We start from the raw sequence: 25,274 nt of genomic DNA, 5'->3' as shown, positions 1-25,274 counted from the left end.
CCTTGGCTGCTGATTTCACTTTTACGAATAAGTACTGGTAGAGTTTCATGTCGTTGCGGAGGAGGAACTGCGGAATTTTCCGGCAGATTCAACCTCCAAAACTGCCAGCACCTCTAGCTCAATTGGCAGAGCAATTGACTCTTAATCAATGGGTTCCGGGTTCAAGTCCCGGGGGGTGCACAGAGTGGAAATCCCCGCGTCATCCGGTCAGTGGCCGGATGGGGCGGGGTTGCTCGTTCCGGCCGCCAGTCTGCCGGGTCCGCATAGCACCGGTTCGGTCCCGTGCGGAAAAGCTGGTAGAGTAACTTGTCGTTGCCCATCGCCCGGGACTGTCATCCAGTCTGGGAAAAAGCAGCGCTGTATCACCGCCAAGCACCTCTAGCTCAATTGGCAGAGCAATTGACTCTTAATCAATGGGTTCCGGGTTCAAGTCCCGGGGGGTGCACAGCTGGGCCCCGTCCGGAAGGTTGATCCTTCCTGGCGGGGCCTTTTTGCGTTCGGGTCCCGGGGCCGGGAAGTCTGCCGGGCTGCTTCCGCGGCCCCGCCTGCGCGCGTAGCATTCCCGGCAGGGCCGCTGCTTTTCTCCTGCCTCTGCGGCGGCGCGGTAACAGGCCAGAATGGGAGCCCTGATGAGCAACGAAGTCCGCATTGAAAGCCCCGCGAAGGACACCTACGTGCTGCGCAATACCAGCGGAAAGACACTTGAGCAGGTGATGGTGGACATCGCCAGGACGGGTGCCACCTCGCAGGACCTTCCGGCCGGGATGTCACTGGCGGCGGGGGAGGGCGTGGAATTCCACCTGCACCACCATGGCGGATACCATCCGCCGGCCAGTATGCACGTGCGTTGGGACGGCGGGCCGGAGTGGGTGGAAGTACCCGTTCAGTAGGCCAGCCGGAGCTCCGGCGGCGGTGCGCTTGCGGTACATGCGTGAACGGTGGCATAAAACGCTCCGACAGCGGCTAAAACGAACAGCGGCTTAAACAACAGTGTGCACGCTCAGAAGTGAGCGCGCACACTGGAAACTCTGCTGCCGGCGGTCCTTGGGACGGCGGGCCGGGTGCTGTTAGGCGGTTTGCTGCTCCGGGTTCAGCGGCGGAGCCAGCGGTGTATCGAGCGGAACGGGGAGGCCGGGAACGTCCACTGCCATCTGCCAGCGCGGGTTCCCAAGTTCGCGGATGACACTTCTCAGCTGGCTGCGCAGGTCTTCGGAAAGCAGTTCCTCGCCGTCGAGCAGCGTCCGTTCAATGTCGTGCGCCTCCCGCAGCGCCTCGACGCCGGCGGGGGTGATCGAAACCATGTGGCTGCGCTTGTCCAGGTCATTGCGGACACGTGTTACATGGCCGTGGGACTCCAGCCTGGAGAGCGTTTTGCCCATCGTCTGTGCCTGGACCCGGACCAGCTGGGCAAGGTGGGCCTGGGTCATGGGCCCCTGGGAATCCAGGACGCCAAGTGCGATGACGCCTGCATGCGTCACCCCTATACGGACCAGTCGCTCATTCCAGGCATGCTCCACCAGACGGGCAGCGGTTGACAAGAGGCGACCGGTGGGCCAATGCTCCATATCCGGCATAAAACTGAACTCTTCCTTTCGAGTACGGATTCGCCAGGCCAATCGGATAGCCTACAAATCCAGTGTCTAGGATATCCATCCGAAAGCCTGCTGTCGTCCTGTGACACAGCCGATGCGCAATCGATACCGAAGGAGCACCTGTTCAATGCCCAGACTAACCGTTGGTGACATCGCACCTGATTTCACCCTGACGGCGTCCGATTCCTCCGTCGTATCGCTCGCGGACCTGCGTGGCCGCAGCGTCATTGTGTACTTCTATCCGGCAGCGGCAACTCCGGGCTGCACCAAGGAAGCGTGCGACTTCCGGGACAACCTGAACTCCCTGTCCGCCGCCGGGTTTGCAGTGCTGGGAATTTCCCCCGACAAAGTGGAGAAGCTTGCAAAATTCGCTGCGGATGAGGCCCTTACCTTCCCGCTGCTCTCCGACCCTGACCACGCGGTTGCCGAGGCATACGGTGCCTGGGGCGAAAAGAAGAACTACGGCAAGGTGTACGAAGGTCTCATCCGGTCCACCGTGGTGGTGGATCCCGAAGGTCGGATTGCCCTCGCCCAGTACAACGTGCGGGCCACCGGACATGTTGCCAAGCTTCGGCGTGATCTCGGTCTCGACTGAACCTCGGGTACACTAAAGGCTGGCATTTGCCCCGGTCATCCGGGGCAGGCCGCGCGCGAGTGGCGAAATTGGCAGACGCGCTGGATTTAGGTTCCAGTGTCTTCGGACGTGTGGGTTCAAGTCCCTCCTCGCGCACCAGATGAAGGGTCGAGGCATCCTTCCCGGATACGCCGGATCATCTCAGGCACCCCGGTCTTTTGACCGGGGTGCCTTTTCTTGCCAAGGGCCGGCTGCCCGCCCGCTAGGCTTATGTCGCATGTCACCAGAATCACGCGCAGTCCGAAACATCACCGTTCCGACGGAAGAACTTCTCGATGCCCTGGGGCCGCTGCCCGCCGGTATGCGGGCAGGGGTCTGGGATTTGGTCGGTGAGCCCCGCGGGCTGGACTACCCGGAGATCGACGCCGTCGTGACCCCCTACGCGAGCGCCGCTGACTGGCGCTCCGGCGTCGCCCGGGTCCCCAACCTTCAGCTGCTCCAGGCACAGACCACCGGCCACGACGGGCTTCCGGAGCTGGTGGGCAGCGGTACAGCGGTTGCCAGCGCGGCCGGCGTCCACGCAGCGGCGACGGCGGAACTTGCGGTTGGTTTGATGCTCGCCTCCCTCCGCGGCATAGATGCGGCGGTCCGTGACCAGCTGGATGCCCATTGGAATCCGCAGCGCTGCCCCGGACTGGCTGACCGGCGCGTCCTGCTGGTGGGAGTAGGCGGGATCGGCCGGGAGATCGCGGCCCGGCTGGCACCGTTTGAAGTGGAGCTCACCCGCGTGGGCAGCCAGGCACGGGATGAGAATGAAGGGCATGTCCACGGCACCGATGAACTGGTGGAGCTGGCCTCCCGCACCGATGTGCTGGTGCTGATTACGCCGCTGACTGAGCAGACCCGGCACCTGGTGGGCCGGGAGGTGCTGGCTGCCCTTCCGGACGGCGCCTTGGTGGTGAATGTGGCCCGCGGGGCGGTGGTCGACACCGATGCCCTGACCGAAGAAGTGGTATCCGGCAGGCTCAAGGCTGCCCTCGACGTCGTCGACCCGGAGCCGCTGCCCGCGGACCATCCGCTGTGGAAAGCGCGGAACGTTATCCTGACGCCGCATGTGGGCGGGAACTCGGACGCCTTCACGCCCAGGATCCAGGCGTTCCTGCGCCGCCAGGTGCACCGGCTGTCCGATGGGCGCGAGCCGCTTAACCTCGTGCAGCGCGGGCCCTGGGCCTGACCCGGCACGTAGTTTGATCCGGCCCGCGGGAGCGGGCAGGCGCAGGTCCTAGGCGAGCTCCAGGAAGGTGTCCAGGAAGGAATTGAAGTCCTCCTGGTCCGCTTCCTGGAGTACCCGCTGCTGCGCTCCGCCGTTGCCGGGGGACAGCTTCGCCTCGGGCTCAACTCCGAAACGGAAGATCCGCCCGGTGGTGGTACCCACTTCGTAACTGCCCGGTCCAACCTCGTCCGCGTGCGAGAGATTGGTTGTGTTCACCGCCGTCGGAGGTTCAATGCTCTCGAAGGAGCCGGGGGAGAACGGGGCGAAGACGAGTTCCGCAGGCCGCCAGCGGTAGCCCATCACGTAGTAGGTGGAGGAGCCGGGAGCCGGTGTGGCACAGACCAGGTTGTAGTCCCCGTAGTTGGGGATCTGCGAATCGAAGATCCTGCGGAGCAGGGTCTTCAGGGCTTCGCTGGACTGGACATCGGGTGAGCCGGGTTCCGGAGTCATGGTCCCCAGTGTATGGACATGCGCCCCCATTGGGGGGAAGCGATGCGGCGCGAAGGCAAACTTGATGCCGCCGTCCAGGCTGCGTAACCCGGGCGTAACAAGCAGCGGCACGGACCGGCGGATGCGCCCGCGGGGCCGGCTTGGGAATAGGATTTCGGGTATGAGCATGGAGAACACCCCTGACATCAAACCCCGCAGCCGAGTTGTAACCGACGGTATTCACGCGGCCCCTGCACGCGGCATGTTCCGTGCTGTCGGTATGGGGGACGACGACTTCGCCAAGCCGCAGATTGGCATCGCCAGTTCCTGGAACGAAATTACCCCGTGCAACCTGTCCCTGAACCGGCTGGCCCAGGGCGCCAAGGAAGGCGTCCATGCGGGCGGCGGGTTCCCGATGCAGTTCGGCACCATTTCCGTCTCTGACGGTATTTCGATGGGCCACGAAGGTATGCACTTCTCGCTGGTCTCCCGCGAAGTCATCGCCGACTCGGTCGAGACAGTCATGATGGCTGAACGGCTGGACGGCTCCGTCCTGCTGGCAGGCTGTGACAAGTCCCTCCCGGGCATGCTGATGGCAGCAGCCCGCCTGGACCTCTCCAGCGTCTTCCTGTACGCCGGTTCGATCATGCCCGGCTTCGCCAAAATGGAGGACGGCACGGAGCGCGAAGTCACCCTGATTGATGCTTTTGAAGCCGTGGGCGCCTGCGCCGCCGGCAAGATGAGCCTCAAGGACCTGGACACCATTGAACGGGCTATCTGCCCGGGTGAAGGTGCCTGCGGCGGTATGTACACCGCCAACACGATGGCCTGCATCGGTGAGGCCCTGGGTATGTCCCTGCCCGGATCCGCTGCCCCGCCCTCGGCCGACCGCCGGCGCGACGAATTCGCCCGCAAGTCCGGCGAAGCCGTCGTCAACCTGCTGCGCAAGGGCATCACCGCCCGCGACATCATGACCAAAAAGGCGTTCGAAAACGCCATCGCCGTCACCATGGCCTTCGGTGGTTCCACGAACGCCGTCCTGCACCTGCTGGCCATCGCCCGCGAGGCCGAGGTTGACCTGACGCTCGAGGACTTCAACCGCATTGGCGACAAGATCCCGCACCTGGGTGACCTGAAGCCGTTCGGCCGCTATGTGATGTTCGACGTCGACAAGATCGGCGGTGTGCCGGTCATCATGAAGGCCCTGCTCGATGCCGGCCTGCTGCACGGCGACTGCCTCACCGTCACCGGCAAGACCGTCGCGGAAAACCTCGAAGCGATCAACCCGCCGGATCCGGACGGCAAGGTGCTCCGCGCCCTGGACAACCCGATTCACAAGACCGGCGGCATCACCATCCTGCACGGCTCCATGGCCCCGGAAGGCGCCGTCGTGAAGAGCGCCGGGTTCGACGCCGATGTCTTCGAAGGCACCGCCCGCGTGTTCGAACGCGAGCAGGGCGCCCTGGACGCGCTCGACGCCGGAGAGATCCACGCCGGCGACGTCGTCGTCATCCGCTACGAAGGCCCCAAGGGCGGCCCGGGCATGCGCGAGATGCTTGCCATCACCGGTGCAATCAAGGGCGCCGGGCTGGGCAAGGACGTCCTGCTGCTCACCGACGGCCGGTTCTCCGGCGGCACCACCGGCCTGTGCATCGGGCACGTGGCGCCGGAAGCGGTCGACGGCGGTCCCATCGCCTTCGTCAAGGACGGGGACCGGATCCGCGTGGACATCGCCGCCCGCAGCTTCGACCTGCTGGTGGATCCCGAAGAACTCGAAGCCCGCAGGATCGGCTGGGAGCCCCTCCCGGCCAAGTTCACCAAGGGTGTCCTGGCCAAGTACGCCAAGATGGTCAACTCGGCCTCGACGGGCGCTTACTGCGGTTGAAACCCCTCCCCAAGCGTCAGGCGCTGGAGCGCCTGACGCTTGGGGCCCCTAAGGGGTTTCAACCTTATTAAGCCCTGCCGCCTCTAAAGGGCATGCTTCAAAACCCGCTAGTGCGGGGTGGGAATCCTGCCGTCTCTGGAGTTCGGGGTGTCCAGAAGGTGGAACCGCTGTCCATATAATGAGACGGTAAAGCCTCCGGTTGACACTGGAACCGGGGGAGGGGAAGACTGAGCAGTATGCAGATCGTAACCGTCGTCCTTACCAAGCGCGTGGCGTAACAGCCCGACTTGAAAAAGACGTCACGCGCGAACCCCTACGGAGCCAACAGGCACGAGGGGTTTTTTTATTGGCTTCAGAAAGTACAAAGGCCGCACCGGTCCGACCGCCCGGGCAGCCGCCGCATCAGAACAACATGGATATGTATCCGCAAAGGAAGTTTCCGATGAGTAAGGGATCGCCAATCAGCCCGTCGCTGATGGCACAGAAGGCAGGCCCGGCCCGGTCCGTGCATGCCAAGAAACAAGATGCAGCATCCCCTGTAGCGGCCTCGGCTGAAGCTATGGACACGCGTGTCCAAGGTCCGAATAACGTAGTACCTCCCACCGAGATGACCGGTTCGCAGGCCATCGTCCGTTCGCTCGAAGAGCTCGGAGTCGATGACGTCTTCGGCCTCCCCGGCGGCGCCATCCTGCCGACCTATGATCCGCTGATGGATTCAAAGAAGCTGCGGCACATCCTGGTGCGGCACGAGCAGGGCGCCGGCCACGCAGCCGAAGGTTATGCCATGGTCACCGGCCGCGCCGGTGTCTGCATCGCCACCTCCGGCCCGGGCGCCACCAACCTGGTCACCGCCATCGCGGACGCGCACATGGACTCCGTGCCCATGGTTGCCATCACCGGCCAGGTTTCGAGCGCGGTCATCGGCTCGGATGCCTTCCAGGAAGCAGACATCGTCGGCATCACCATGCCGATCACCAAGCATTCCTACCTGGTGACCAACGCGGACGACATTCCCCGCGTCCTGGCCGAGGCCTTCCACATTGCCACCAGCGGCCGCCCCGGCCCCGTCCTGGTGGACATCACCAAGGATGCCCAGCAGGGAAAAACAACCTTCTCCTGGCCGCCGAAGATCGACCTGCCCGGCTACCGCACGGTGGTCCGCGGACACTCCAAGCAGGTGCGGGAAGCTTCCCGGCTGATCGCCGCTGCCCAGCGCCCGGTGTTCTACGTCGGCGGCGGTGTCCTCAAGGCCAACGCCTCGCAGGAACTGCTGGAGCTGGCAGAGACAGTCGGTGCGCCCGTGGTGACCACGCTGATGGCCCGCGGAGTCTTCCCCGATTCCCACCCGCAGCACGTCGGCATGCCCGGTATGCACGGTTCCGTCTCCGCCGTCACCGCACTGCAGCAGTCGGACCTGCTCATCACCCTGGGCGCCCGCTTCGACGACCGCGTCACCGGCGTACTGAGCACCTTTGCTCCCAACGCCAAGGTCATCCACGCGGACATCGACCCCGCGGAAATTTCCAAGAACCGCACGGCCGACGTTCCGATCGTTGGTTCGGTCAAGGAGATCCTTCCCGAACTGACAGACGCCGTCCGCGCCCAGTTCGAGGCCTCCGGCACGCCGGACATTTCCCCGTGGTGGTCAGTGATTTCCCGGCTGCGGGACACCTACCCCACGGGCTGGACCGAGCCCGAAGACGGACACATCGCCCCGCAGCAGGTCATCAAGCGCATCGGTGAACTCACCGGTCCCGAAGGCGTGTACGTGGCCGGTGTGGGCCAGCACCAGATGTGGACCGCACAGTTCATCAACTACGAGCGTCCCCGCGCGTGGCTGAACTCCGGCGGCCTGGGCACCATGGGCTACTCCGTGCCCGCCGCCATGGGCGCCAAGGTCGGCAACCCGGACCGTGTGGTCTGGGCGATCGACGGCGACGGCTGCTTCCAGATGACCAACCAGGAACTGGCCACCTGCCTGATCAACAACATCCCGATCAAGGTTGCCATTATCAACAACTCCTCGCTGGGCATGGTGCGGCAGTGGCAGACCCTGTTCTACAACTCGCGCTACTCCAACACGGACCTGAATACCGGACACGACACCGTCCGGGTGCCGGACTTCGTCAAGCTGGCTGATGCCTACGGCTGCGTGGGCCTGCGCTGCGAACGCGAAGAGGACATCGACGCCACCATCAAGCAGGCGCTGGAAATCAACGACCGCCCCGTGGTCATTGACTTCGTGGTCAGCCGCGACTCCATGGTGTGGCCGATGGTCCCGACCGGGGTCAGCAACGACCTCATCCAGATTGCCCGCAACATGACGCCCACCTGGGAAGAGGAGGAGTAGGGACATGGCACGCCACACCCTTTCCGTACTGGTCGAAGACGTCCCCGGTGTCCTGACCCGGGTTGCGTCCCTGTTCGCCCGCCGGGCGTTCAACATCAATTCTTTGGCTGTCGGACCTTCGGAGGTTGCCGGGCTGTCCCGCATCACCGTGGTCGTCGAGGCCGAGGGGGATCTGCTCGAGCAGGTCACCAAACAACTGAACAAGCTCGTCAACGTCATCAAAATCGTCGAGCTGGTTCCCGAGTCTTCCGTGCAACGCGACCACATCTTGGTCAAGGTTCGCGCGGATGCCGCAACCCGGCTGCAGGTAACCCAGGCAGCCGAGCTGTTCCGTGCTTCAGTGGTAGATGTGTCCACCGACTCCCTGATCGTTGAAGCAACTGGCACCGCCGATAAGCTCAATGCACTGCTTTCAGTGCTGGAGCCCTTTGGCATCCGCGAAATTGTTCAATCCGGAACCCTGGCCGTTGCCCGCGGCGCGAAGTCGATGAGCGACCGCGCGCTGCGCAGCGCCTAGGTTCCACCAAAACCTTTATCCAAGAACCCAAACAGGAGATATTGAAGTGACTGACATGTATTACGACGACGACGCCGACCTGTCGATCATCCAGGGACGCAAAGTCGCCGTCATCGGCTACGGCAGCCAGGGCCACGCACACGCCCTCAGCCTGCGCGATTCCGGTGTTGATGTCCGCGTTGGCCTCAAGGAAGGCTCCAAGTCCCGCGCCAAGGCCGAGGCCGAGGGCCTGCGCGTCCTCAGCGTCGCCGAGGCCGTAGCCGAAGCCGACCTGATCATGGTGCTGACGCCGGACCAGGTCCAGCGCTTCGTTTACGCGGAGGAGATCGCACCGAACCTGAAGTCCGGTGACGCACTGTTCTTCGGCCACGGTTTCAACATCCGCTACGGCTACATCCAGCCGCCGGCCGACGTCGACGTTGCCCTCGTGGCACCGAAGGGCCCGGGCCACATCGTCCGCCGCGAATTCGAAGCCGGCCGCGGTGTTCCCGACCTGATCGCCGTGGAGCAGGATGCTTCGGGCAAGGCCAAGGACCTGGCGCTTTCCTACGCCAAGGCCATCGGCGGCACCCGTGCAGGCGTCATCGAGACCACCTTCACCGAAGAGACCGAAACCGATCTCTTCGGCGAGCAGGCTGTCCTCTGCGGCGGCGCTTCGCAGTTGATCCAGTACGGCTTCGAAACCCTGACCGAAGCCGGCTACAAGCCGGAGGTCGCGTACTTCGAGGTCCTGCACGAGCTGAAGCTGATCGTCGACCTGATGGTTGAGGGCGGCATCGCCAAGCAGCGCTGGAGCGTTTCCGACACCGCCGAGTACGGCGACTACGTCTCCGGCCCGCGCGTCATCACCCCCGAGGTGAAGGAAAACATGAAGGCTGTCCTCGCCGACATCCAGAACGGTGCCTTCGCCAAGCGCTTCATCGATGACCAGGACGCCGGCGCTCCGGAGTTCAAGGAACTGCGCCAGAAGGGTGAAGACCACCCGATCGAGGCCACCGGCCGCGAGCTGCGCAAGCTCTTCTCCTGGATCAAGTCCGACGACGATTACACCGAAGGTTCCGTCGCACGCTAGTCACCTGAGTAACAAAGACGCGGATTCCCCGTGTCAATAAGCGGCACGCTAGGCTTAAAAAGCAAGCCGTTTCGGTAAGGAGGCCGGGCCCGGCAACGGGTCCGGCCTCCGGCGTGAATACCCAAACCACATCGACACACAGCTAAAGAGGTCATCGGTGACTGCCACCAAACCAGTAGTACTCCTTGCGGAGGAACTTTCGCCTGCCACGGTTGAGGCCCTCGGCCCCGATTTCGAGATTCGCCAGACCGACGGAGCAGACCGTACCCAGCTGCTGTCCGCCATCAAAGACGTTGACGCCATCCTGGTGCGCTCCGCCACCCAGGTCGACGCCGAAGCTATTGCCGCCGCCAAGAACCTGAAGGTCATTGCCCGCGCGGGCGTGGGCCTGGACAACGTGGACATCCGGTCAGCGACCCAGGCCGGCGTGATGGTGGTTAACGCGCCGACGTCGAACATCATCTCCGCTGCGGAGCTGACCGTTGGCCACATCCTTTCCCTGGCCCGCCACATCCCGCAGGCCTCCGCCGCGCTCAAGGGCGGCGAGTGGAAGCGCTCCAAATACACCGGCACCGAGCTCTTCGAGAAGAAGATCGGCATCATCGGCCTGGGCCGCATCGGCGCCCTGGTGGCAGCCCGAGTGCAGGGCTTCGGCACCGAGGTGCTGGCCTATGATCCGTACATCACCTCGGCCCGCGCGGCCCAGCTGAACGTCAAGCTGGTCACCCTGGATGAGCTCCTGGAACAGTCGGACTTCGTCACCATCCACATGCCCAAGACTCCGGAAACCCTGGGCATGCTTGGCGCCGACGCGTTCGAGAAGATGAAGGACACCGCCTACGTGGTGAACGTGGCCCGCGGCGGCCTCTTGGATGAGGAAGCCCTCTACACGGCCCTGACCGAAGGCAAGATCGCCGGCGCCGGCGTGGACGTCTTCGTCAAGGAACCGAGCACCGATCTGCCGTTTATGTCCCTGGACAACGTCATCGTCACCCCGCACCTGGGTGCATCCACCGACGAAGCGCAGGAGAAGGCCGGCATTTCCGTGGCCAAGTCCGTGCGCCTGGCCCTGGCCGGTGAGCTGGTCCCCGACGCCGTGAACGTCGCCGGCGGTGTGATCGCCGAGGACGTCCGCCCGGGCATTCCGCTGATCGAAAAGCTGGGACGGATCTTCACCGCCCTGGCCCACGACTCCATGACCGCCATCGACATCGAGGTGGCCGGCGAGATCGCGTCCCTGGACGTCAAGGCACTGGAACTGGCCGCACTGAAGGGCATCTTCACCGACATCGTCTCCGAGCAGGTGTCCTACGTGAACGCTCCCGTGCTCGCTGAGCAGCGCGGCATCGCCGTGCGGCTGATCACCACGCCCGACGTGGACGACTACCGCAACCTGCTGACCATCCGCGGCGCCCTCTCCGACGGCACGCAGCTGGAGGTGGCCGGCACCCTGACCGGGCCGAAGCAGATCCAGAAGCTGGTGGGCGTCAACGGCTACGACCTGGAAATCCCCATCAGCGAACACCTGCTGGTGCTGATCTACCAGGACCGTCCCGGCGTCATCGGCTCCCTCGGCCAGGTGCTGGGCGAAAAGGACATCAACATTGCCGGTATGCAGGTGGCCCGGAACTCCGAAGGCGGCCAGGCGCTGTCCCTGCTGACCGTGGATTCCTCGGTGCCGCAGGACGTCCTGGAAACCCTCCGCGACGCCATCGGTGCCTCCGTGGCCCGCGAAGTGGATCTGCAGGACTAATTCCGCAGAGTTTGTCAGGATGAGGCCGGTCCCGTTGGGGCCGGCCTCATCTGCGTCTACGGCAGCAGGGCTCGCTGACCCGTCTCCACCCGCAGTACGACGGCGCGTCCCGCCGGTTCATGCCGGAATCCGACGCGCCGGGCGGGCGCCACAACGGAGACTGGAAGCATGAGTGCAGATCTTCCGCTTCTGAGCGCCCACAACCTGAGAAAAACCTACGGCAGCACGACCGCGCTGAACGGCGTATCCGTTGGCATCCGCGCCGGTGAGTCGGTGGCGGTGATGGGCGCGTCCGGATCCGGCAAAACAACCCTGCTGCACTGCCTCGCCGGAATCGTGCAGCCGGACAGCGGGACGGTGCTGCTGCAGCTTCCCGGGACGCGGACGGACATTTCGTCCCTGAACGACGCCGGGCGTTCGCTCCTGCGCCGCCGGGACTTCGGTTTTGTGTTCCAGCAGGGGCTGTTGATTCCGGAGCTGACCGCAGGGGAGAACGTAGCCATGCCCCTGATGCTGAACGGAGTCCGGCGGGCCGCTGCCGAAGCCTCGGCGGCGCAGTGGCTGGCCCGGCTGGGACTGGCAGGGATGGAACAGCGCCGGATCGGCGAGCTCTCCGGCGGCCAGGCGCAGCGGGTTGCCATCGCCCGGGCCCAGGTCACCGGCGCCCAGGTCCTGTTCGCCGATGAGCCCACCGGTGCCCTGGATTCCCGTACCTCCGCCGAGGTGATGCAGGTGCTGCTGGAATCCACGGTTCACACCGGCAAGACGCTGGTTGTCGTCACCCATGACCCCTCGGTTGCGGCGTGGTGCAGCCGGACCATCACGCTGGCGGACGGAACCACAGCGGACGGGACCATAGGGGACGGCTCCGCGCAGGTGCGGGGCGGTGCCCGGTGAACCGCGCCGTCGAACCCGCACCCGGCGTCATCGGGAACCGTCCCCTCCGGGCCGGCGGGGCGGTGCCCTTCCGCGTCGCCTGGCTGCTGGCCAGGCCCCGGTCCGCCGGGAGGTCTGCTGCCCTGCTTCCGGTGGCTGCGTTCGCCGTCGTCACCACTTTGCTGCTCACCGTCCTGGCCGGCGCACTGACCTTCCTGACCTGGACGACTGAGCTGGCCGGCCTTTACCAGCTGCTGGCCGCACTGGCCCTGGTCCTGCTCCTGGTGCCGCTGCTGACACTGGGTGCCTCCGCCGCCCGGCTGTCTGCGCGGCGCCGAGACGCGAACCTTTCCACCCTCCGGCTGCTGGGTGCCACCTCGGGAACAGTGGCCCTGGTCAGCATCCTGGAGTCAGCGGCACTGGCCCTCGCCGGATCGCTGGCGGGCCTGGGCGGATACCTGCTGCTCGGCCCCCTGGTGCAGCTGATTCCGTTTGACGGTGCGCCGCTTGGATCCGCGTACTGGCTGAACCCGCTGGTGGCCGCGGCCGTGCCCGCCGCCGTCGTCCTGCTGGCAGCCGCCAGTGCCGCAGCGGGACTGCGCCGTGTGGTGCTGACCCCGCTGGGTGTTCGGATGCGGACCCAGCCGCAGAAAGCACACTGGCTCCGGGGACTCACCGGCCTGCTGGTCATCGGAACGGTCTTCATCCTGATCCAGACGCCGTTCGCGGACGCAGCGGCCGCCACTGTGGTGATTCTGGGCGGATTCGCCGCCGGCTGGGCCGTCCTGAACCTGGCCGGCCCGTGGGTGATCGCCGTCGCCGCCCGCCGGCGGCTGCGCCGGGCGGAGTCACCGGCGCAGCTGCTCACCGCCCGGACCATCCTGGATGCGCCCAAGGCAGCGTGGCGCCAGGTCAGCGGGGTGGCGATGGTGAGCTTCGTAGCCGTCTTCGGCGGCACCGGGGTGGCTCTCGCCGACGGGGCCGGGGGTGCAGGACCGGAGGATTTCCTGCTGCAGGACATCCGCACCGGGATCCTGATCACCGTGATCACCGGTTTCCTGATGGTCGCCTGCTCCGCGGCCATCAACTCGGCGGCCGGCATCCTGGACCGGGCGGACCTGTACGTCAGCCTTGACCGGATGGGAATGCCGTCCCAGGTGATCGACCAGGCACGGACCCAGGCAGTGATGGGACCGCTGCTGACAGTCAGCCTGCTCTCCTCGGCGTCCGCAGCCGTGCTGGTCTTCCCGCTGGCCGGCCTGGCCCTGGTCCTCGCGCCGCTCTCGGTGGCCGTGATCGCTGCCTCTTTGGCAGTGGGGGTCCTGCTGGTCCGCGGCGGGCTGCGGGCAACCCGCCCGGTGCTGGACGGCGTGCTTGCCGGCCCGGCCGGTGCCGGCTGCTGAGTGCCCGGGAGAACGCAAAGCGACAACCGGCGGGCAAACAGGGTAATTTTCTAGTGTGACTTCAACCGACTCCAAGACCCCGTTCTACATCACCACTGCCATCTCCTATCCCAACGGCGTGCCGCATATCGGCCATGCGTGGGAAGCGATCGCCACCGACGCGATGGCCCGCTTCAAGCGGCTGGACGGATACGACGTCTTCTTTATGACCGGCACCGACGAGCACGGTCAGAAGATGCAGCAGTCAGCGGACAAGGAAGGCATCCCCGCCAAGGAACTGGCGGACCGCAACTCCGCCGCGTTCCGGAAGATGAACGATGACCTGGGCACCTCCTATGACCGGTTCATCCGCACCACGGACGCAGACCACGTTGCCGCGGCGCAGGCCATCTGGAAGCGGATGGAAGAGAACGGCGATATCTACCTCTCCAAGTACGCCGGCTGGTACTCCGTGCGGGATGAGGCGTATTACGGCGAAGATGAAACCGAGCTCCGCGAGGACGGCATCCGCTACTCCAAGACAACGGACACCGAACTGACCTGGACGGAGGAGGAGAGCTACTTCTTCCGGCTGTCCAACTACCAGGAGAAGCTCCTGGCCCTGTACGAGGAGCAGCCGGACTTCGCCGCGCCGCGTTCCCGGTTCAATGAGGTGATCAGCTTCGTCAAGGGCGGGCTGGAGGATCTCTCGATTTCCCGGACCACCTTCGACTGGGGCGTTCCGGTGCCCGGCAACCCGGACCACGTGATGTACGTGTGGGTGGACGCACTGACCAACTACCTGACCGGCGTCGGCTTCCCGGACGTCGACTCGGAGGCCTTTAAGAAGTACTGGCCGGCGGACGTGCACGTGATCGGCAAAGACATCTCCCGCTTCCATGCGATTTTCTGGCCGGCCTTCCTGATGTCCGCCGGACTGCCCCTGCCCAAGCGCGTGATGATCCACGGCTTCCTGCATAACAAGGGCGTGAAGATGTCCAAGTCGCTGGGCAACGTGGTGGCGCCCGGGGACTGGGTGGAACAGTACGGACTCGATGCCGTGCGCTTCTTCCTGCTGCGTGAGGTGCCGTTCGGCGCTGACGGCTCCTACAGCCACGAAGCCATCGTCGGCCGGATGAACGCGGACCTGGCCAACAACCTGGGCAACCTGGCCCAGCGGTCCCTGTCCATGGTGGCGAAGAACTGCGGCGCAGCCGTCCCGGAACCGGGGGAGTTCACACCCGAGGATGAGGCTCTGCTCTCCGCCGCGCGCGGCCTGCTTGAGGTTTCCCGCGAGGCCTACGACGTGCAGGACTTCCACCGGGCACTCGAAGCGGCCTGGGCGGTGCTGGGGGACACCAACGCCTACTTCGCCGAGCAGGCGCCGTGGGTGCTTCGCAAGACCGACACCGCGCGGATGAACACGGTGCTCTACGTCACGCTGGAGGTGCTGCGGATCGTGGCGATCCTGGCGCAGCCGGTGATGCCCGCCAGCACCGGGAAGCTGCTTGACCTGCTCGGCCAGGCCGACGGCGGGGCCCGGACCTTCGCGGCGCTCGGCACCGCGCTGGTCCCCGGCACCCCGCTGCCGGCTCCGGCACCGATCTTCCCCAAGTACGAGGAACCGGCGGAGTAATCTGCCGCCGGCACTGCAGCAACTGACACAACAGAAGGTGGCCGGAGATCCGGCCACCTTCTGTTGTGTCTCATGTGGAATCCGGCGGAGTGCCGGCCTAGGTCAGGAAGCGTGCCGGCGCGGTGTCTTCCATGACCTTGGCGACGGCGTCCTGCTGCTCCCGGGCCGTGCCCAGCAGCTCCCGGATCCGCGGGGCATGGAACCGGTGGTCGTGGGCGGAGAGGACCAGCAGCGTCTGCCAGAGACACTCCTTGGCCCGCACAATCGCCTGGAGCGTTTCGAGTTCGAGCTGGCCGGTGGTTCCGGAACCGGTGCTCAGCGGGTTGACCGGACCGGCGCGCCCCACCAGGGCCCCCACCCAGGCCAGGGCCGTCTTGATCCGGCTCCGCTGGTAGCCGAGTGCCAGGATCAGGGTCTCGAGCTCGTCCCGCTCATCGGAGATCTGTTCCGTGAGGCTGGCGAATACGCCCTCGTGTTCGGTGCCTTCCCAGGTCCTGCGCGCTGCCTTGAAGAGCCGTACGCCGGACTCCGCACCCAGCAGATGGTCATCCAAGTAGGCGGCCAGCGACTCGTGGCGCGGGGTCCTGCCGGACTCAGTCTGGGGCATGGCGGGCTCCTTCATCGTTCCGGGGCGGCAGGCAAGACCTGCCGCAAACGCTCAGTCTGCTTTGTATCTTCGCAGATCGCCGAGCAGTTGCGCGAGGTATCCGTCCAGCCGGCGGATACCCCGCGCACCGGGAAGCAACTCCGGATCAGTCCGCTGCCAGTCCCGCCACCGGAGACAGCCGGGCAGCCCTGCGGGCCGGAAGCAGCGAGGCCACCAGGCCTGCTGCCAGGGCGACGGCGAGGACGCCGCCCAGCTGGGCCCAGGGGAGGGCCGGCGTGACGGCGGCGAAGGAACCCAGGGCGGACTGTGCGCCCAGCCAGCCGTACAGTGCCCCGAGCACGCAGCCGAACAGGGCTGCCACTCCCGCGATCAGCACCGCCTCCAGCGCCAGCATGCCGCGCAGCTGGCCCCGGGTGAGCCCCAGCGCACGCAGCAGGGAGGACTCCCGGGTGCGTTCCAGGACGGACAGGGAGAGCGTGTTCGCCACGCCGACCAGCGCGATCACGACGGCGACTCCCAACAGCCCGGTCACCACCATCAGCAGCACATCGATGACCTGCTCGTATGCCGCGCGTTCAATCGAGGAGCCGGAGATTTGGTAGTCCTCCACGCCGATGGCCGCGGCCAGTTCCGACTGAAGGTCCATCAGCTCGTTGGTCCCCAGGCCGTCAGCAACTGAGAGCCAGAGCATGGGCTCAGGCGCATAGCCGCCCGCCTCCGGCATGGCGGGCAGCCCGCCCAGCGTCCTGGCTGTCTCTGCCGAGACCAGCGCGGGGAAGAAGGCGCTGCCGGAGGTTCTAACCTTCAGCTCGGTGTCGCCGGAGGCTCCCCGGACAGTAACGGTCTTGGCTTCGGTGCCCTGCGGCATGATGATCACGCCGTCCTCCGGAATCAGGGACTGGTCCTGGAGGACGGAGGCCCCGGCGGGATCGAGCGCATAAACAGCGATCTCGCCGTCGTTGCCCCCGGCCATTCCGGCGACGGGCATCAGCACAGCGTTGTCCACGCCCTGCACTGACCGTGCTGCGTCGGTGTCTCCGGCGTCCAGCGGACTTCCATCCAGCAGGGCGCCCCGGACGCTGACGTCTACGGGAAATTCACTGGACAGCGCTGAATCGAAAGCGGTGCGTGCAGTGGCCGCTCCGGTCATCATCATGGCGACCAGGGTCACGCCGATCAGCAGGGCCGACGACGTCGCGGACGTGCGCTGCGGATTGCGGACGGCGTTGACTGCGGCAAGCTTGCCCGGGACACCGAGCGGGGCGGCCAGGGCACCGACGGCGCGGACCAGCGGCGGAACGAACAGGGTGGAGCACATCAGCACACCGATGAAGCTCAGCAGACCGCCGGGGAGGGCGATCAGCAGGTCTCCGCGCACGGCACCCAGGATCAGCAGGGCACTGCCGCCCGCGGCCAGCACCAGGCCGGCGGTGAGCCGGACCCGGCCCTTGCGGGTACCGGCACGGACGTCCTCGGCCGGACGCAGGGCGGCCAGCGGGGCCACACTGGTGGCAGCGCGGGCCGGAACCAGCGCGGCCAGGACCGTGAGCAGGATGCCGGCGGACATGCCTGCCACCACCGACCAGGGGGTGACGGCCATGGTGGCGAATCCGCTGGTGGGCTGCGTCTGGAGGTAGGCAACGATTGCGGCGACCAGACCTATCGCAGCCAGCACACCGGCAACAGACGCCACAATGCCGACCAGGAGCGCCTCAACAAGGACGGAGCGGCGGATCTGGGACCGGGCTGCGCCGATGCAGCGCAGCAGGGCAAGTTCCCGCGTCCGCTGTGCCACAAGCACCGAGAAGGTATTGGAAACCACCAGGGCACAGACCAGCAGGGCGACGGCGGCGAACGCCAGCAGGATGACGGTCAGGGCGTCCTCGCCGCCGGTCAGGGATGCGACAAGTTCCGTGGTCTGTTCCTCCACGGTCCGTACGGTGACCGCGGAGAAGCCGGCAGCCGCCAGATCCTGCTGGAGCGCAGCCTGGACCTCCTGCAGTGAGGCTCCGTCCGCGAGGGAAAGCTGGATGCTGTCAAAACCGTAGGCGGGATCGGCATACAGGGCGGCCGCCGCATCCACTGTGTAGAGCTGGGCAGCGCCCATCATGCCGGGATCCGCGGAAGTTTCCACCAGCGCGCTGACCCGCAGTTCCGCCGGCGGCACGTCAGTGGTGGGGTCCTGGGACGCGACGGGCAGCATCGAGCCCAGGGAAAGGCCCCTTCGCTCCGCCGTGGTCTGGTCTACGGCGATCTCCGTGCCCGTGGCGGGCAGGGTGCCCTGAACCACGTCGACCGGCATCAGCGACTTGTCGGTCGGAATGTTCCTCAGTTCGGCGAATGCGGTGCTTCCGCTGCCGCCGATGGTGACGTAACTGGTCCGGACTGCATAGGCATCGGTGACGCCGTTCACACCTCGGGCCAGGCTGGCGGTCTCCTCGGTGAGGACCGCCAGGCTCTGGGACTCGTCGTCGTATCCCGCTGACACCACCAGGTCCGCGTTCCGGAAACTCTGCCCCACACTCTGCGTCAGCGACGCCTTGGAGGAGGAATTGATGATCAGCGTCGCGGTCAGGAAACCGACGGCGATCAGAACCGCGACGCCGACGGCGATGAAGCGCCGCGCATTCAGGCGCACCTGCGCCAGGGCTACCTGCAGCACGTCAGGCACCCAGCTTCGTCAGGGCCGAAAGAACCGATTCAGGGGTGGGCTTTGACAGCTCGCCGACGAGTTCGCCGTCGTTCATCAAAACGACGCGGTCGGCGTAGGAGGCCGCGACCGGATCGTGGGTGACCATGATGATGCTCTGGCCCATCTCCCGGGTGGAGCGCCGCAGCAGTGAGAGCACCTCGGCACCGGAGCGGGAGTCGAGGTTGCCGGTGGGTTCGTCGCCGAAGACAACGTGCGGGCGGGTCAGCAGCGCACGGGCCACCGCCACGCGCTGCTGCTGGCCGCCGGAGAGTTCATGCGGGCGGTGCAGGAGGCGCCCTTCCAGGCCGAGCGTGCGGGTGATCTCGGCCAGCCACTGCTTGTCCACCTTCCCGTTGGCCAGGGCGACGGGAAGGGTAATGTTCTGTTCCGCGGTCAGCGTGGGGACGAGGTTGAAGGACTGGAACACGAATCCGACGCTGTCGCGGCGTAGCCGGGTGACGTCTGCGTCATTCAGTCCGGTGATCTCCGTACCGCCGATCCAGATCTGTCCGGAGTCCGCCGAATCCAGCCCGGCCAGGCAGTGCATGAGGGTGGACTTGCCGGAACCGGAGGGGCCCATGATGGCGGTGAAGGAGCCGGACTCAAAGCTGACGTCCACGCTGCGCAGGGCGTGGACAGTGGTGTCGCCTTTTCCGTAGGTCTTGTTCAGTGCCTGTGCCGCCGCGGCAGCCGTGGTGCTGCCGGGCCCGGGCACAGGGTTTTGCTCAGTAAGGGTTGTCATACCCCCAACGCTATTTCGCCGGCCGGTGCCGGCACATCGGAGGGTGGAGGGGGATTACCGTCCACCGGGTCATACCGTGGGTGGAAGCGGGCCTGCCAGCTGGTAGGACTCCAGCAGCAGCTGCTGCAGTTCTGTCTCCTCCACCGCAGCGAGCCGGACCAGCACCAGCAGGGGTGAGCGGTCATGATGCGGGGTCCAGAAGAACTTCTGCGGATCCGTGCCGGCCAGGGCCTCGCGTTCCTCCGATTTCACCGTAAGAACGCCGTCCTCCCACATGCGGGCCATCAGCGTGCGGGCAAACCAGGCCGGCTGCTGCCAGCTCAGCCGTTCGGTAACCCCGGGCAGCGCCAGGCAGATGGAACGGACGTCGTCCTGAGTGGACACAACAGGCCCCTCTCCGCACGGCAGCTTCGCGCTATGGGGCGACGATACCGGTTTCGTAGGCGATGACAACCGCCTGCACCCGGTCCCGGGCGCCGAGCTTGGCAAGTATGTGGCCGACGTGGGTCTTGACCGTGGCCTCGGACAGGAACAGCGTCGCCGCGATCTCCGGATTGGACAGGCCGCCGGCAATCAGTGTGAACACTTCGCGCTCGCGGGGCGTCAGGGTCTCCACGCTGGCAGCGTGCCGGCTGACCTCGGGAGTTGGTTCGCGCAGCAGGGGAGCCACATGGTCCAGCAGCCTCCGCGTGGTGGAGGGAGCAATCACGGCATCCCCGCGGTGAACGGTCCGGATCGCGTCCAGCAGTTCCTCGGGCGGCGCGTCCTTGAGCAGGAAACCGCTGGCTCCGGCGCGGATGGCGGAGAGCGCATATTCGTCCAGGTCGAAGGTGGTCAGGACAACCACCCGGATTCCAGCGTCCGTTGAGCCTTCCGGCTGCCCCGCTGCCCGCTCAAGGATCTTGGCGGTGGCCTCAATCCCGTCCATACCGGGCATCCGTACGTCCATCAGGACGACGTCGGCAGGAACCGAGGAGAGGACCCGGACGGCTTCGGCGCCGTTGCCGGCTTCCGCCACGACAGTCAGGTCCGGCTGCGAGTTGATGAGCATCTTGAAGCCGCCGCGGACCAGCTGCTGGTCATCGACCAGGGCTACGCGGATCGGTTCCTGGCTGGCTTCGCCGCCGGCAGGATGGGGGGACAGGGCGCCGGTCATGCTTAGGCCTCCGTATAGGGAATGAAGGCGGCCACGCGGAATCCTCCGCCGGCCGCGGGTGCAGCAATAAGGCTTCCATCGTAAAGGGCCACGCGTTCGGTCATGCCCTTGATGCCCTGGCCGTGGCTGCCCGCGGTGTTCCCCGCGCCGCCGGGGGTCGCGGCATCCGCCGCAGCTCCCCGGCCGTCGTCGCGCACCTGGATTTCCAGGCCCCGGGGCGTCCATTGGAGGTCCACCTCGGCGTGCGTCTGGGGGCCGGCGTGTTTGAGCACGTTGGTCAGTGACTCCTGGACCACCCGGTAGGCCGTGAGTTCCGCACCGGCGGGCAGTGGACGGCGCATCATCCCGGTTCGGTTCACCCGTACTTCCAGACCGGCGCGCTGCACGGCGTCCACCAGGGAATCGATGTCGTCAAGGGTGGGCAGGGGGCGGGTCGAGGCCAGCTCGTCGCCGCGGAGGACCCCCAGCAGCCGGCGCATTTCGCGCAGTGACCCCCGGCCGGTTTCGGCGATGGTGCCCAGGGTCTTCGCGGCAATCTCCGGATCCTGGGCGCTCGCATACCGGGCGCCGTCGGCCTGCGTAATGATGACGGAGAGCGAGTGCGCCACGATGTCGTGCATTTCGCGGGCAATGTGGGTGCGTTCATCGGCAGCGGCCAGATCGCGTTCCTGCTGGCGTTCCACCTCCAGGCGGCGGGCATGGTCCTTCAGGGCCTGCATGGCCAGGCGCCGGGTGCGGGCCAGATCGCCAAACGTCCAGGCCACCAGCACCACCGCGTCAACGGCGATCACGGAGATTACGAAGATCACCAGCTGACCGGGGAAAAACTGCGGGGTGCCGGCAACCATCTGCACCGAGGGGATGATCAGATACCGCAGGATGAGCAGGACCCCGCCGACCAGGGCCAGGGCCAGCCCGCTGAGGCTGGCCCAGCGCGGGGCATGGGCGGCCAGGGAATAGACGGTGCCCAGAACCAGGACGTAGGCCGGCAACCCGGTGTCCGGAACCAGGACCAGCGACAACAGGCACGCCGAGGCCTGGATCGCAGCGGCTGTCACCGGCCGGGACCGGCTCCAGGCCAGCGGCAGGCAGAGCGCGCAGGAGAGGAGGAACTCGACCACTGATCCGGTGAACAGCAAAAACGGGACTGCGAAGATCAAAGTGACGCCGAGGGCCTGCGCGAGGTCCACCTTGCCGGGGTTGGCCTGGACCCAGGCATAGATTCGTCGGTGCAGGAGCATGGAAAACAACTCTAGGGCCCGGCGGTGGAGGGGCGCGTCATGCCGTGGTCTGAACCTTCGGGCCCGCCGCGGACCGCGCCGGCACCCGAGGCGCTGATGCTCCGTTGTGATGTCTCAGTATGTGATACGTGTTGACCGCTATATGGACAGTCTTCCTAGAATTGGCCCATGAATGAAGCAGCGTCGAACGTTATCTCCCTGGCCGTCATCCCCGGCGACGGCATCGGTCCCGAAGTCACGGCAGAAGCCGTCAAGGTACTGACGGCGGTGACGCAGGGCAGCCCGGCCCGCTTCGACCTCACGGAATACTCCCTGGGCGCAGAGCACTGGCTCCGGACCGGTGAAACCCTTCCGGAAGAAACCCTGGAGTCGCTCAAGGGGCACGACGCCATCCTCTTTGGCGCTGTCGGCGCCGCACCGGGGGACACCACCATGCCCTCGGGCCTGATCGAGCGCGAACTGCTGCTCAAGCTGCGCTTCAGCCTGGACCACTTTGTGAACCTGCGGCCGTCCAAGCTCTTTCCCGGCGTTGCCAGCCCGCTGGCCAATCCCGGCGAGATCGACTTCATCGTCGTCCGCGAGGGCACGGAAGGTCCGTACGTCGGCAACGGCGGATCTCTGCGCACCGGGACCCCGCATGAAATCGCCACCGAGGTTTCGCTCAACACGGCCCACGGCGTCGAGCGCGTGGTCCGGGACGCCTTCCGCCGGGCCAATGACCGGCCGCGCAGGAAACTGACCCTGGTGCACAAGCACAACGTCCTGGTTTACGCCGGCAAGCTGTGGAAGCGGACCGTGGACGCCGTCGCCCCCGAGTTCCCGGACGTCACGGTGGATTACCTCCACGTTGACGCCGCGACCATCTTCCTGACCACGGACCCCTCCCGGTTCGACGTCATTGTCACTGACAACCTGTTTGGCGACATCCTCACCGACCTCGCTGCTGCGGTCACCGGCGGGATCGGGCTGGCAGCCTCCGGCAACATCAACATGGAAGGCACCTTCCCCTCGATGTTCGAGCCGGTCCACGGCTCAGCCCCGGACATTGCCGGCCAGCAGATTGCCGACCCGACGGCGGCGATCCTCTCCGCGGCGCTGCTGCTGCACCACCTCGGTTTCCACTCCGAAGCGGAACGCGTGGAACAGGCTGTGGAAGCCGACGTCGCAGGCCGCACCGCACACACACGCAAAACGGCGGAAATCGGCGATGCGATCGCCGCGGCAGTGTCATAAGCTCAACAGTGACCCAATCAATCGGCAAAGAGAACGGCTTCCCCGTTCACCGTGGAGGAATAATGTCTGTCAGCGCTCTGGAGTTCACCCAGAAGCTATCCGCCCAGCGCAAGTCCGAGGAGGAACGCGCAAGGATTCTCGCGGATCCGGGATTCGGAAACCACTTCACGGACCACACCGCCGTCATTGATTACCGGGTCGGCGAAAACGGCGAAGGCCAGTGGCAGGACGCCCGAGTCGAGCCCTACGGGCCGATCGCCATGGACCCGGCAGCTGCGGTGCTGCACTACGGCCAGGAGATCTTCGAAGGCCTCAAGGCCTACCGCCACCAGGACGGGTCCATCTGGACCTTCCGCCCGGAAGCGAACGCCGCCCGCCTCAACACCTCGGCCCGCCGCCTGGCCCTGCCGGAACTGCCGGAGGAACTGTTCCTCGAATCCCTGAGCCAGCTCGTCGCCGTCGACCGGGACTGGGTTCCCACCGGTGACGGCGAATCCCTATACCTGCGCCCGTTCATGATCGCCACCGAACCGTTCCTCGGTGTGCGTCCGGCCCGGGAAGTGTCCTACCGTGTCATCGCCTCACCGGCCGGCAACTACTTCGGCGGCGAACTCAGGCCCGTGTCCATCTGGCTTTCCACGAAATACGCCCGGGCCGGCCGCGGCGGAACCGGCGAAGCCAAGTGCGGCGGCAACTACGCCGCATCGCTGATCGCACAGATGGAAGGCGAAGCCAACGGCTGCAAGCAGGTGTTGTTCCTGGACGAGTTCAATGACAACGCTGTGGAAGAACTCGGCGGGATGAACGTGTTCTTCGTCTTCAAGGACGGGCGGCTCGTGACACCGGCACTGTCCGGCACCATCCTGCACGGGGTGACACGCAATTCCGTGCTCCAGCTGGGACGCGACCGCGGACTGCAGGTTGAAGAACGCAAGATCACCCTGGACGAATGGCGCGACGGCGTTGCCTCCGGCGACATCACCGAGGTTTTCGCCTGCGGCACCGCAGCGGTAATCACCCCGGTCGGCGAGCTGAAGTCGGAGACCGAGACCATCGGTTCCCCGGAAGCTGCGGCAGGGGAAATCACCATGTCGATCCGCCGGGAACTCCTGGGAATCCAGACCGGAGCCGTGGAGGACACCCGCGGCTGGCTGACCCGGCTGGCGTAACCGGAGATGACTGAATCGGCACAGCCGGCACCGGAACAGCTGGTGCGCAGTTCCCCGCTCGCCCGGTACCGGCTGGCCGACAATCCCGGGCCGATGAGCCTGGACGGCACGAAGAGCTACATCATTGCCGCCGCAGACGGCGGCCCCTCGGTAGTGGTTGATCCGGGTCCTGCCCAGGAAGACCACCTCGCGGCCCTGGCTGCCGCAGGCGACATTGCCCTGATCCTGATCACGCACAGGCACCCGGACCACACAGAGGGAGCCGAAAGGCTGCACCAGCTGACGGGTGCACCTGTCCGCGCCGCCGATCCGGGCTTCTGCCGCGGCGGAGAAAAGCTGGCCGACGGCGAAGTCATCCATGCCGGCGGCACACGGATCCAGGTAGTGGCGACGCCGGGACATACGTCCGACTCCGTCTGCTTTTATCTCCCCGCAGACGGTTCCAACGGCTCGGTGCTGACGGGTGACACCATTCTGGGCCGGGGAACCACCGTGCTGGATTACCCGGATGGAACCCTGGTGGACTTTATGGCCAGCCTGGACAAGCTCGGCAAGCTGGGCCCCACCACGGTGCTGCCGGCCCACGGCCCGGACCTGGAGAACCTCGAGTCTGTGGTTCTGACCTACCGTGACCACCGGGACGAACGGCTCGCGCAGATCAGATCGGCGCTGGAACATCTGGGGGAGGGCGCCACGGTTGGGGACGTGACCGACGCCGTCTACGCGGATGTGCCCGCGTCAGTCCGTTCCGCGGCCGAGCTTTCGGTTGCCGCACAGCTGGAATACCTGCGCGTCACCAGCTGAATCCGGCCGTTGTGAGCACCGGCACGGCCGTTCGGCTTGCGCCCGGCCGCCCGTCTCTCCCTACAATGGATCTGTACTTCCCACCGGGGCCGGCTGGTTCCGGAACGGGGAGGGCACGCACCGAAGGCTGGACCGGACGGTGCGGGGCATCACAGCCCCGCCGAGTTGCAGGAACTGCCCGGGGTGTGGCAAGATAAACGAGTTGCCGCCGACCAGGACTGGTCGGAACGGAAACCAAACCCACACAAAATCACGGATAAATCCGGTTGCTTTTGTGTGGCTCGGACAGCC

At 66.0% G+C, this 25,274-nt stretch carries 22 protein-coding genes and 3 tRNA genes; 17 read left to right on the top strand and 8 right to left on the bottom strand.

Translation table 11 applies throughout. The annotated features are described in order from the left end of the window. Positions 1-107: 107 nt before the first annotated feature. The 3 genes from AL3_RS00125 to AL3_RS00115 all read left to right on the top strand — a co-directional run bounded on the left by AL3_RS00125 (position 108) and on the right by AL3_RS00115 (position 890). A tRNA-Lys gene (locus AL3_RS00125) sits at positions 108-180 on the top strand. 192 nt (positions 181-372) lie between these two features. Continuing rightward, positions 373-445 (top strand) — tRNA-Lys (locus tag AL3_RS00120). A 184-nt stretch (positions 446-629) separates the two neighbouring features. Continuing rightward, complete coding sequence (locus AL3_RS00115) at positions 630-890, top strand: hypothetical protein (protein ID WP_066295387.1); 261 nt, start codon at positions 630-632, stop codon at positions 888-890. A gap of 177 nt (positions 891-1,067) precedes the next feature. On the opposite strand, the gene AL3_RS00110 is transcribed toward AL3_RS00115, so the two are convergent. Continuing rightward, positions 1,068-1,478, bottom strand: a complete 411-nt coding sequence (locus tag AL3_RS00110) for a MarR family winged helix-turn-helix transcriptional regulator (protein ID WP_370664869.1) — start codon at positions 1,476-1,478, stop codon at positions 1,068-1,070. 241 nt (positions 1,479-1,719) lie between these two features. On the opposite strand from AL3_RS00110, the gene bcp reads away from it, so the two are divergent. The 3 genes from bcp (at position 1,720) to AL3_RS00095 (ending at position 3,400) form a co-directional block, all read left to right on the top strand. Then, positions 1,720-2,187, top strand: a complete 468-nt coding sequence (gene bcp / locus AL3_RS00105) for a thioredoxin-dependent thiol peroxidase (protein WP_066295386.1) — start codon at positions 1,720-1,722, stop codon at positions 2,185-2,187. 53 nt (positions 2,188-2,240) lie between these two features. Beyond that, positions 2,241-2,325, top strand: a tRNA-Leu gene (locus AL3_RS00100). Positions 2,326-2,443: 118 nt separating this feature from the next. Next, complete coding sequence (locus AL3_RS00095; protein WP_066295384.1) at positions 2,444-3,400, top strand: 2-hydroxyacid dehydrogenase; 957 nt, start codon at positions 2,444-2,446, stop codon at positions 3,398-3,400. A 48-nt stretch (positions 3,401-3,448) separates the two neighbouring features. Here AL3_RS00095 and AL3_RS00090 read toward each other — a convergent pair whose 3' ends face one another. Beyond that, the gene (locus tag AL3_RS00090; RefSeq protein ID WP_066295383.1) at positions 3,449-3,889 is read right to left on the bottom strand and encodes a hypothetical protein; all 441 of its coding nucleotides are present in this window, start codon (positions 3,887-3,889) and stop codon (positions 3,449-3,451) included. A gap of 160 nt (positions 3,890-4,049) precedes the next feature. On the opposite strand from AL3_RS00090, the gene ilvD reads away from it, so the two are divergent. The 8 genes from ilvD to metG all read left to right on the top strand — a co-directional run bounded on the left by ilvD (position 4,050) and on the right by metG (position 15,339). Then, complete coding sequence (gene ilvD, locus AL3_RS00085; protein ID WP_066295381.1) at positions 4,050-5,753, top strand: dihydroxy-acid dehydratase; 1,704 nt, start codon at positions 4,050-4,052, stop codon at positions 5,751-5,753. 442 nt (positions 5,754-6,195) lie between these two features. Further along, positions 6,196-8,103, top strand: coding sequence for an acetolactate synthase large subunit (locus AL3_RS00080; RefSeq protein WP_066295379.1), 1,908 nt, complete (start codon positions 6,196-6,198; stop codon positions 8,101-8,103). A gap of 4 nt (positions 8,104-8,107) precedes the next feature. Next, positions 8,108-8,620, top strand: coding sequence for an acetolactate synthase small subunit (gene ilvN, locus AL3_RS00075; protein WP_066295378.1), 513 nt, complete (start codon positions 8,108-8,110; stop codon positions 8,618-8,620). Between the two features lie 46 nt (positions 8,621-8,666). Continuing rightward, complete coding sequence (ilvC, locus tag AL3_RS00070) at positions 8,667-9,692, top strand: ketol-acid reductoisomerase (protein ID WP_066295377.1); 1,026 nt, start codon at positions 8,667-8,669, stop codon at positions 9,690-9,692. A 157-nt stretch (positions 9,693-9,849) separates the two neighbouring features. After that, complete coding sequence (gene serA / locus AL3_RS00065; protein ID WP_066295375.1) at positions 9,850-11,445, top strand: phosphoglycerate dehydrogenase; 1,596 nt, start codon at positions 9,850-9,852, stop codon at positions 11,443-11,445. A 168-nt stretch (positions 11,446-11,613) separates the two neighbouring features. Further along, positions 11,614-12,342, top strand: coding sequence for an ABC transporter ATP-binding protein (locus AL3_RS00060; protein WP_066295373.1), 729 nt, complete (start codon positions 11,614-11,616; stop codon positions 12,340-12,342). Next, positions 12,339-13,724, top strand: a complete 1,386-nt coding sequence (locus AL3_RS00055) for an FtsX-like permease family protein (RefSeq protein ID WP_246168441.1) — start codon at positions 12,339-12,341, stop codon at positions 13,722-13,724. The genes AL3_RS00060 and AL3_RS00055 overlap by 4 nt, the downstream gene beginning before the upstream one ends. 55 nt (positions 13,725-13,779) lie before the next feature. Beyond that, the gene (gene metG, locus AL3_RS00050; RefSeq protein WP_066295371.1) at positions 13,780-15,339 is read left to right on the top strand and encodes a methionine--tRNA ligase; all 1,560 of its coding nucleotides are present in this window, start codon (positions 13,780-13,782) and stop codon (positions 15,337-15,339) included. Positions 15,340-15,436: 97 nt separating this feature from the next. Here the strand turns inward: metG and AL3_RS00045 are convergent, their stop codons facing one another. The 6 genes from AL3_RS00045 to AL3_RS00020 form a co-directional block, all read right to left on the bottom strand. Next, entirely contained in the window at positions 15,437-15,946 is a 510-nt protein-coding gene (locus AL3_RS00045; protein WP_066295367.1) for a hypothetical protein, read from the bottom strand. 145 nt (positions 15,947-16,091) lie between these two features. After that, the gene (locus AL3_RS00040; RefSeq protein WP_246168442.1) at positions 16,092-18,617 is read right to left on the bottom strand and encodes an ABC transporter permease; all 2,526 of its coding nucleotides are present in this window, start codon (positions 18,615-18,617) and stop codon (positions 16,092-16,094) included. Next, the gene (locus AL3_RS00035) at positions 18,610-19,380 is read right to left on the bottom strand and encodes an ABC transporter ATP-binding protein (RefSeq protein ID WP_083521322.1); all 771 of its coding nucleotides are present in this window, start codon (positions 19,378-19,380) and stop codon (positions 18,610-18,612) included. Before AL3_RS00035 ends, AL3_RS00040 begins: the two co-directional genes overlap by 8 nt. A gap of 69 nt (positions 19,381-19,449) precedes the next feature. Next, positions 19,450-19,764 (bottom strand): MmcQ/YjbR family DNA-binding protein, encoded by a 315-nt coding sequence (locus AL3_RS00030; protein WP_066295364.1) that lies wholly within the window; start codon positions 19,762-19,764, stop codon positions 19,450-19,452. Between the two features lie 31 nt (positions 19,765-19,795). Next, on the bottom strand, positions 19,796-20,536 hold the full coding sequence (locus AL3_RS00025) for a response regulator (RefSeq protein WP_066295362.1): 741 nt from the start codon (positions 20,534-20,536) through the stop codon (positions 19,796-19,798). A 2-nt stretch (positions 20,537-20,538) separates the two neighbouring features. Beyond that, complete coding sequence (locus tag AL3_RS00020; protein WP_066296871.1) at positions 20,539-21,777, bottom strand: sensor histidine kinase; 1,239 nt, start codon at positions 21,775-21,777, stop codon at positions 20,539-20,541. A gap of 168 nt (positions 21,778-21,945) precedes the next feature. Between AL3_RS00020 and AL3_RS00015 the strand changes: the two genes are divergently transcribed. The 3 genes from AL3_RS00015 to AL3_RS00005 all read left to right on the top strand — a co-directional run bounded on the left by AL3_RS00015 (position 21,946) and on the right by AL3_RS00005 (position 24,983). Beyond that, the gene (locus AL3_RS00015) at positions 21,946-23,010 is read left to right on the top strand and encodes a 3-isopropylmalate dehydrogenase (RefSeq protein WP_066295360.1); all 1,065 of its coding nucleotides are present in this window, start codon (positions 21,946-21,948) and stop codon (positions 23,008-23,010) included. Between the two features lie 62 nt (positions 23,011-23,072). Beyond that, positions 23,073-24,179 (top strand): branched-chain amino acid aminotransferase, encoded by a 1,107-nt coding sequence (locus tag AL3_RS00010; RefSeq protein ID WP_066295358.1) that lies wholly within the window; start codon positions 23,073-23,075, stop codon positions 24,177-24,179. A gap of 6 nt (positions 24,180-24,185) precedes the next feature. After that, complete coding sequence (locus AL3_RS00005; RefSeq protein WP_066295357.1) at positions 24,186-24,983, top strand: MBL fold metallo-hydrolase; 798 nt, start codon at positions 24,186-24,188, stop codon at positions 24,981-24,983. Positions 24,984-25,274 lie beyond the last annotated feature (291 nt).

Source organism: Arthrobacter luteolus NBRC 107841, assembly GCF_001552075.1.
Classification (GTDB): Bacteria; Actinomycetota; Actinomycetes; order Actinomycetales; family Micrococcaceae; genus Arthrobacter_B; species Arthrobacter_B luteolus.
Note: the sequence above shows the minus strand (reverse complement) of the source record. Positions and strands in the feature narration are given on the sequence as shown.

Bases quoted from the DNA above. Each gene is read 5' to 3' on its own strand.
- AL3_RS00045 (WP_066295367.1), bottom strand. From the start codon at position 15,946: ATGCCCCAGACTGAGTCCGGCAGGACCCCGCGCCACGAGTCGCTGGCC.
- AL3_RS00025 (WP_066295362.1), bottom strand. From the start codon at position 20,536: ATGACCGGCGCCCTGTCCCCCCATCCTGCCGGCGGCGAAGCCAGCCAG.
- AL3_RS00035 (WP_083521322.1), bottom strand. From the start codon at position 19,380: ATGACAACCCTTACTGAGCAAAACCCTGTGCCCGGGCCCGGCAGCACC.
- AL3_RS00060 (WP_066295373.1), top strand. From the start codon at position 11,614: ATGAGTGCAGATCTTCCGCTTCTGAGCGCCCACAACCTGAGAAAAACC.
- AL3_RS00015 (WP_066295360.1), top strand. From the start codon at position 21,946: ATGAATGAAGCAGCGTCGAACGTTATCTCCCTGGCCGTCATCCCCGGC.
- AL3_RS00080 (WP_066295379.1), top strand. From the start codon at position 6,196: ATGAGTAAGGGATCGCCAATCAGCCCGTCGCTGATGGCACAGAAGGCA.
- AL3_RS00095 (WP_066295384.1), top strand. From the start codon at position 2,444: ATGTCACCAGAATCACGCGCAGTCCGAAACATCACCGTTCCGACGGAA.
- AL3_RS00115 (WP_066295387.1), top strand. From the start codon at position 630: ATGAGCAACGAAGTCCGCATTGAAAGCCCCGCGAAGGACACCTACGTG.
- ilvD (WP_066295381.1), top strand. From the start codon at position 4,050: ATGAGCATGGAGAACACCCCTGACATCAAACCCCGCAGCCGAGTTGTA.
- AL3_RS00010 (WP_066295358.1), top strand. From the start codon at position 23,073: ATGTCTGTCAGCGCTCTGGAGTTCACCCAGAAGCTATCCGCCCAGCGC.
- AL3_RS00020 (WP_066296871.1), bottom strand. From the start codon at position 21,777: ATGCTCCTGCACCGACGAATCTATGCCTGGGTCCAGGCCAACCCCGGC.
- AL3_RS00005 (WP_066295357.1), top strand. From the start codon at position 24,186: ATGACTGAATCGGCACAGCCGGCACCGGAACAGCTGGTGCGCAGTTCC.
- ilvN (WP_066295378.1), top strand. From the start codon at position 8,108: ATGGCACGCCACACCCTTTCCGTACTGGTCGAAGACGTCCCCGGTGTC.
- bcp (WP_066295386.1), top strand. From the start codon at position 1,720: ATGCCCAGACTAACCGTTGGTGACATCGCACCTGATTTCACCCTGACG.
- AL3_RS00090 (WP_066295383.1), bottom strand. From the start codon at position 3,889: ATGACTCCGGAACCCGGCTCACCCGATGTCCAGTCCAGCGAAGCCCTG.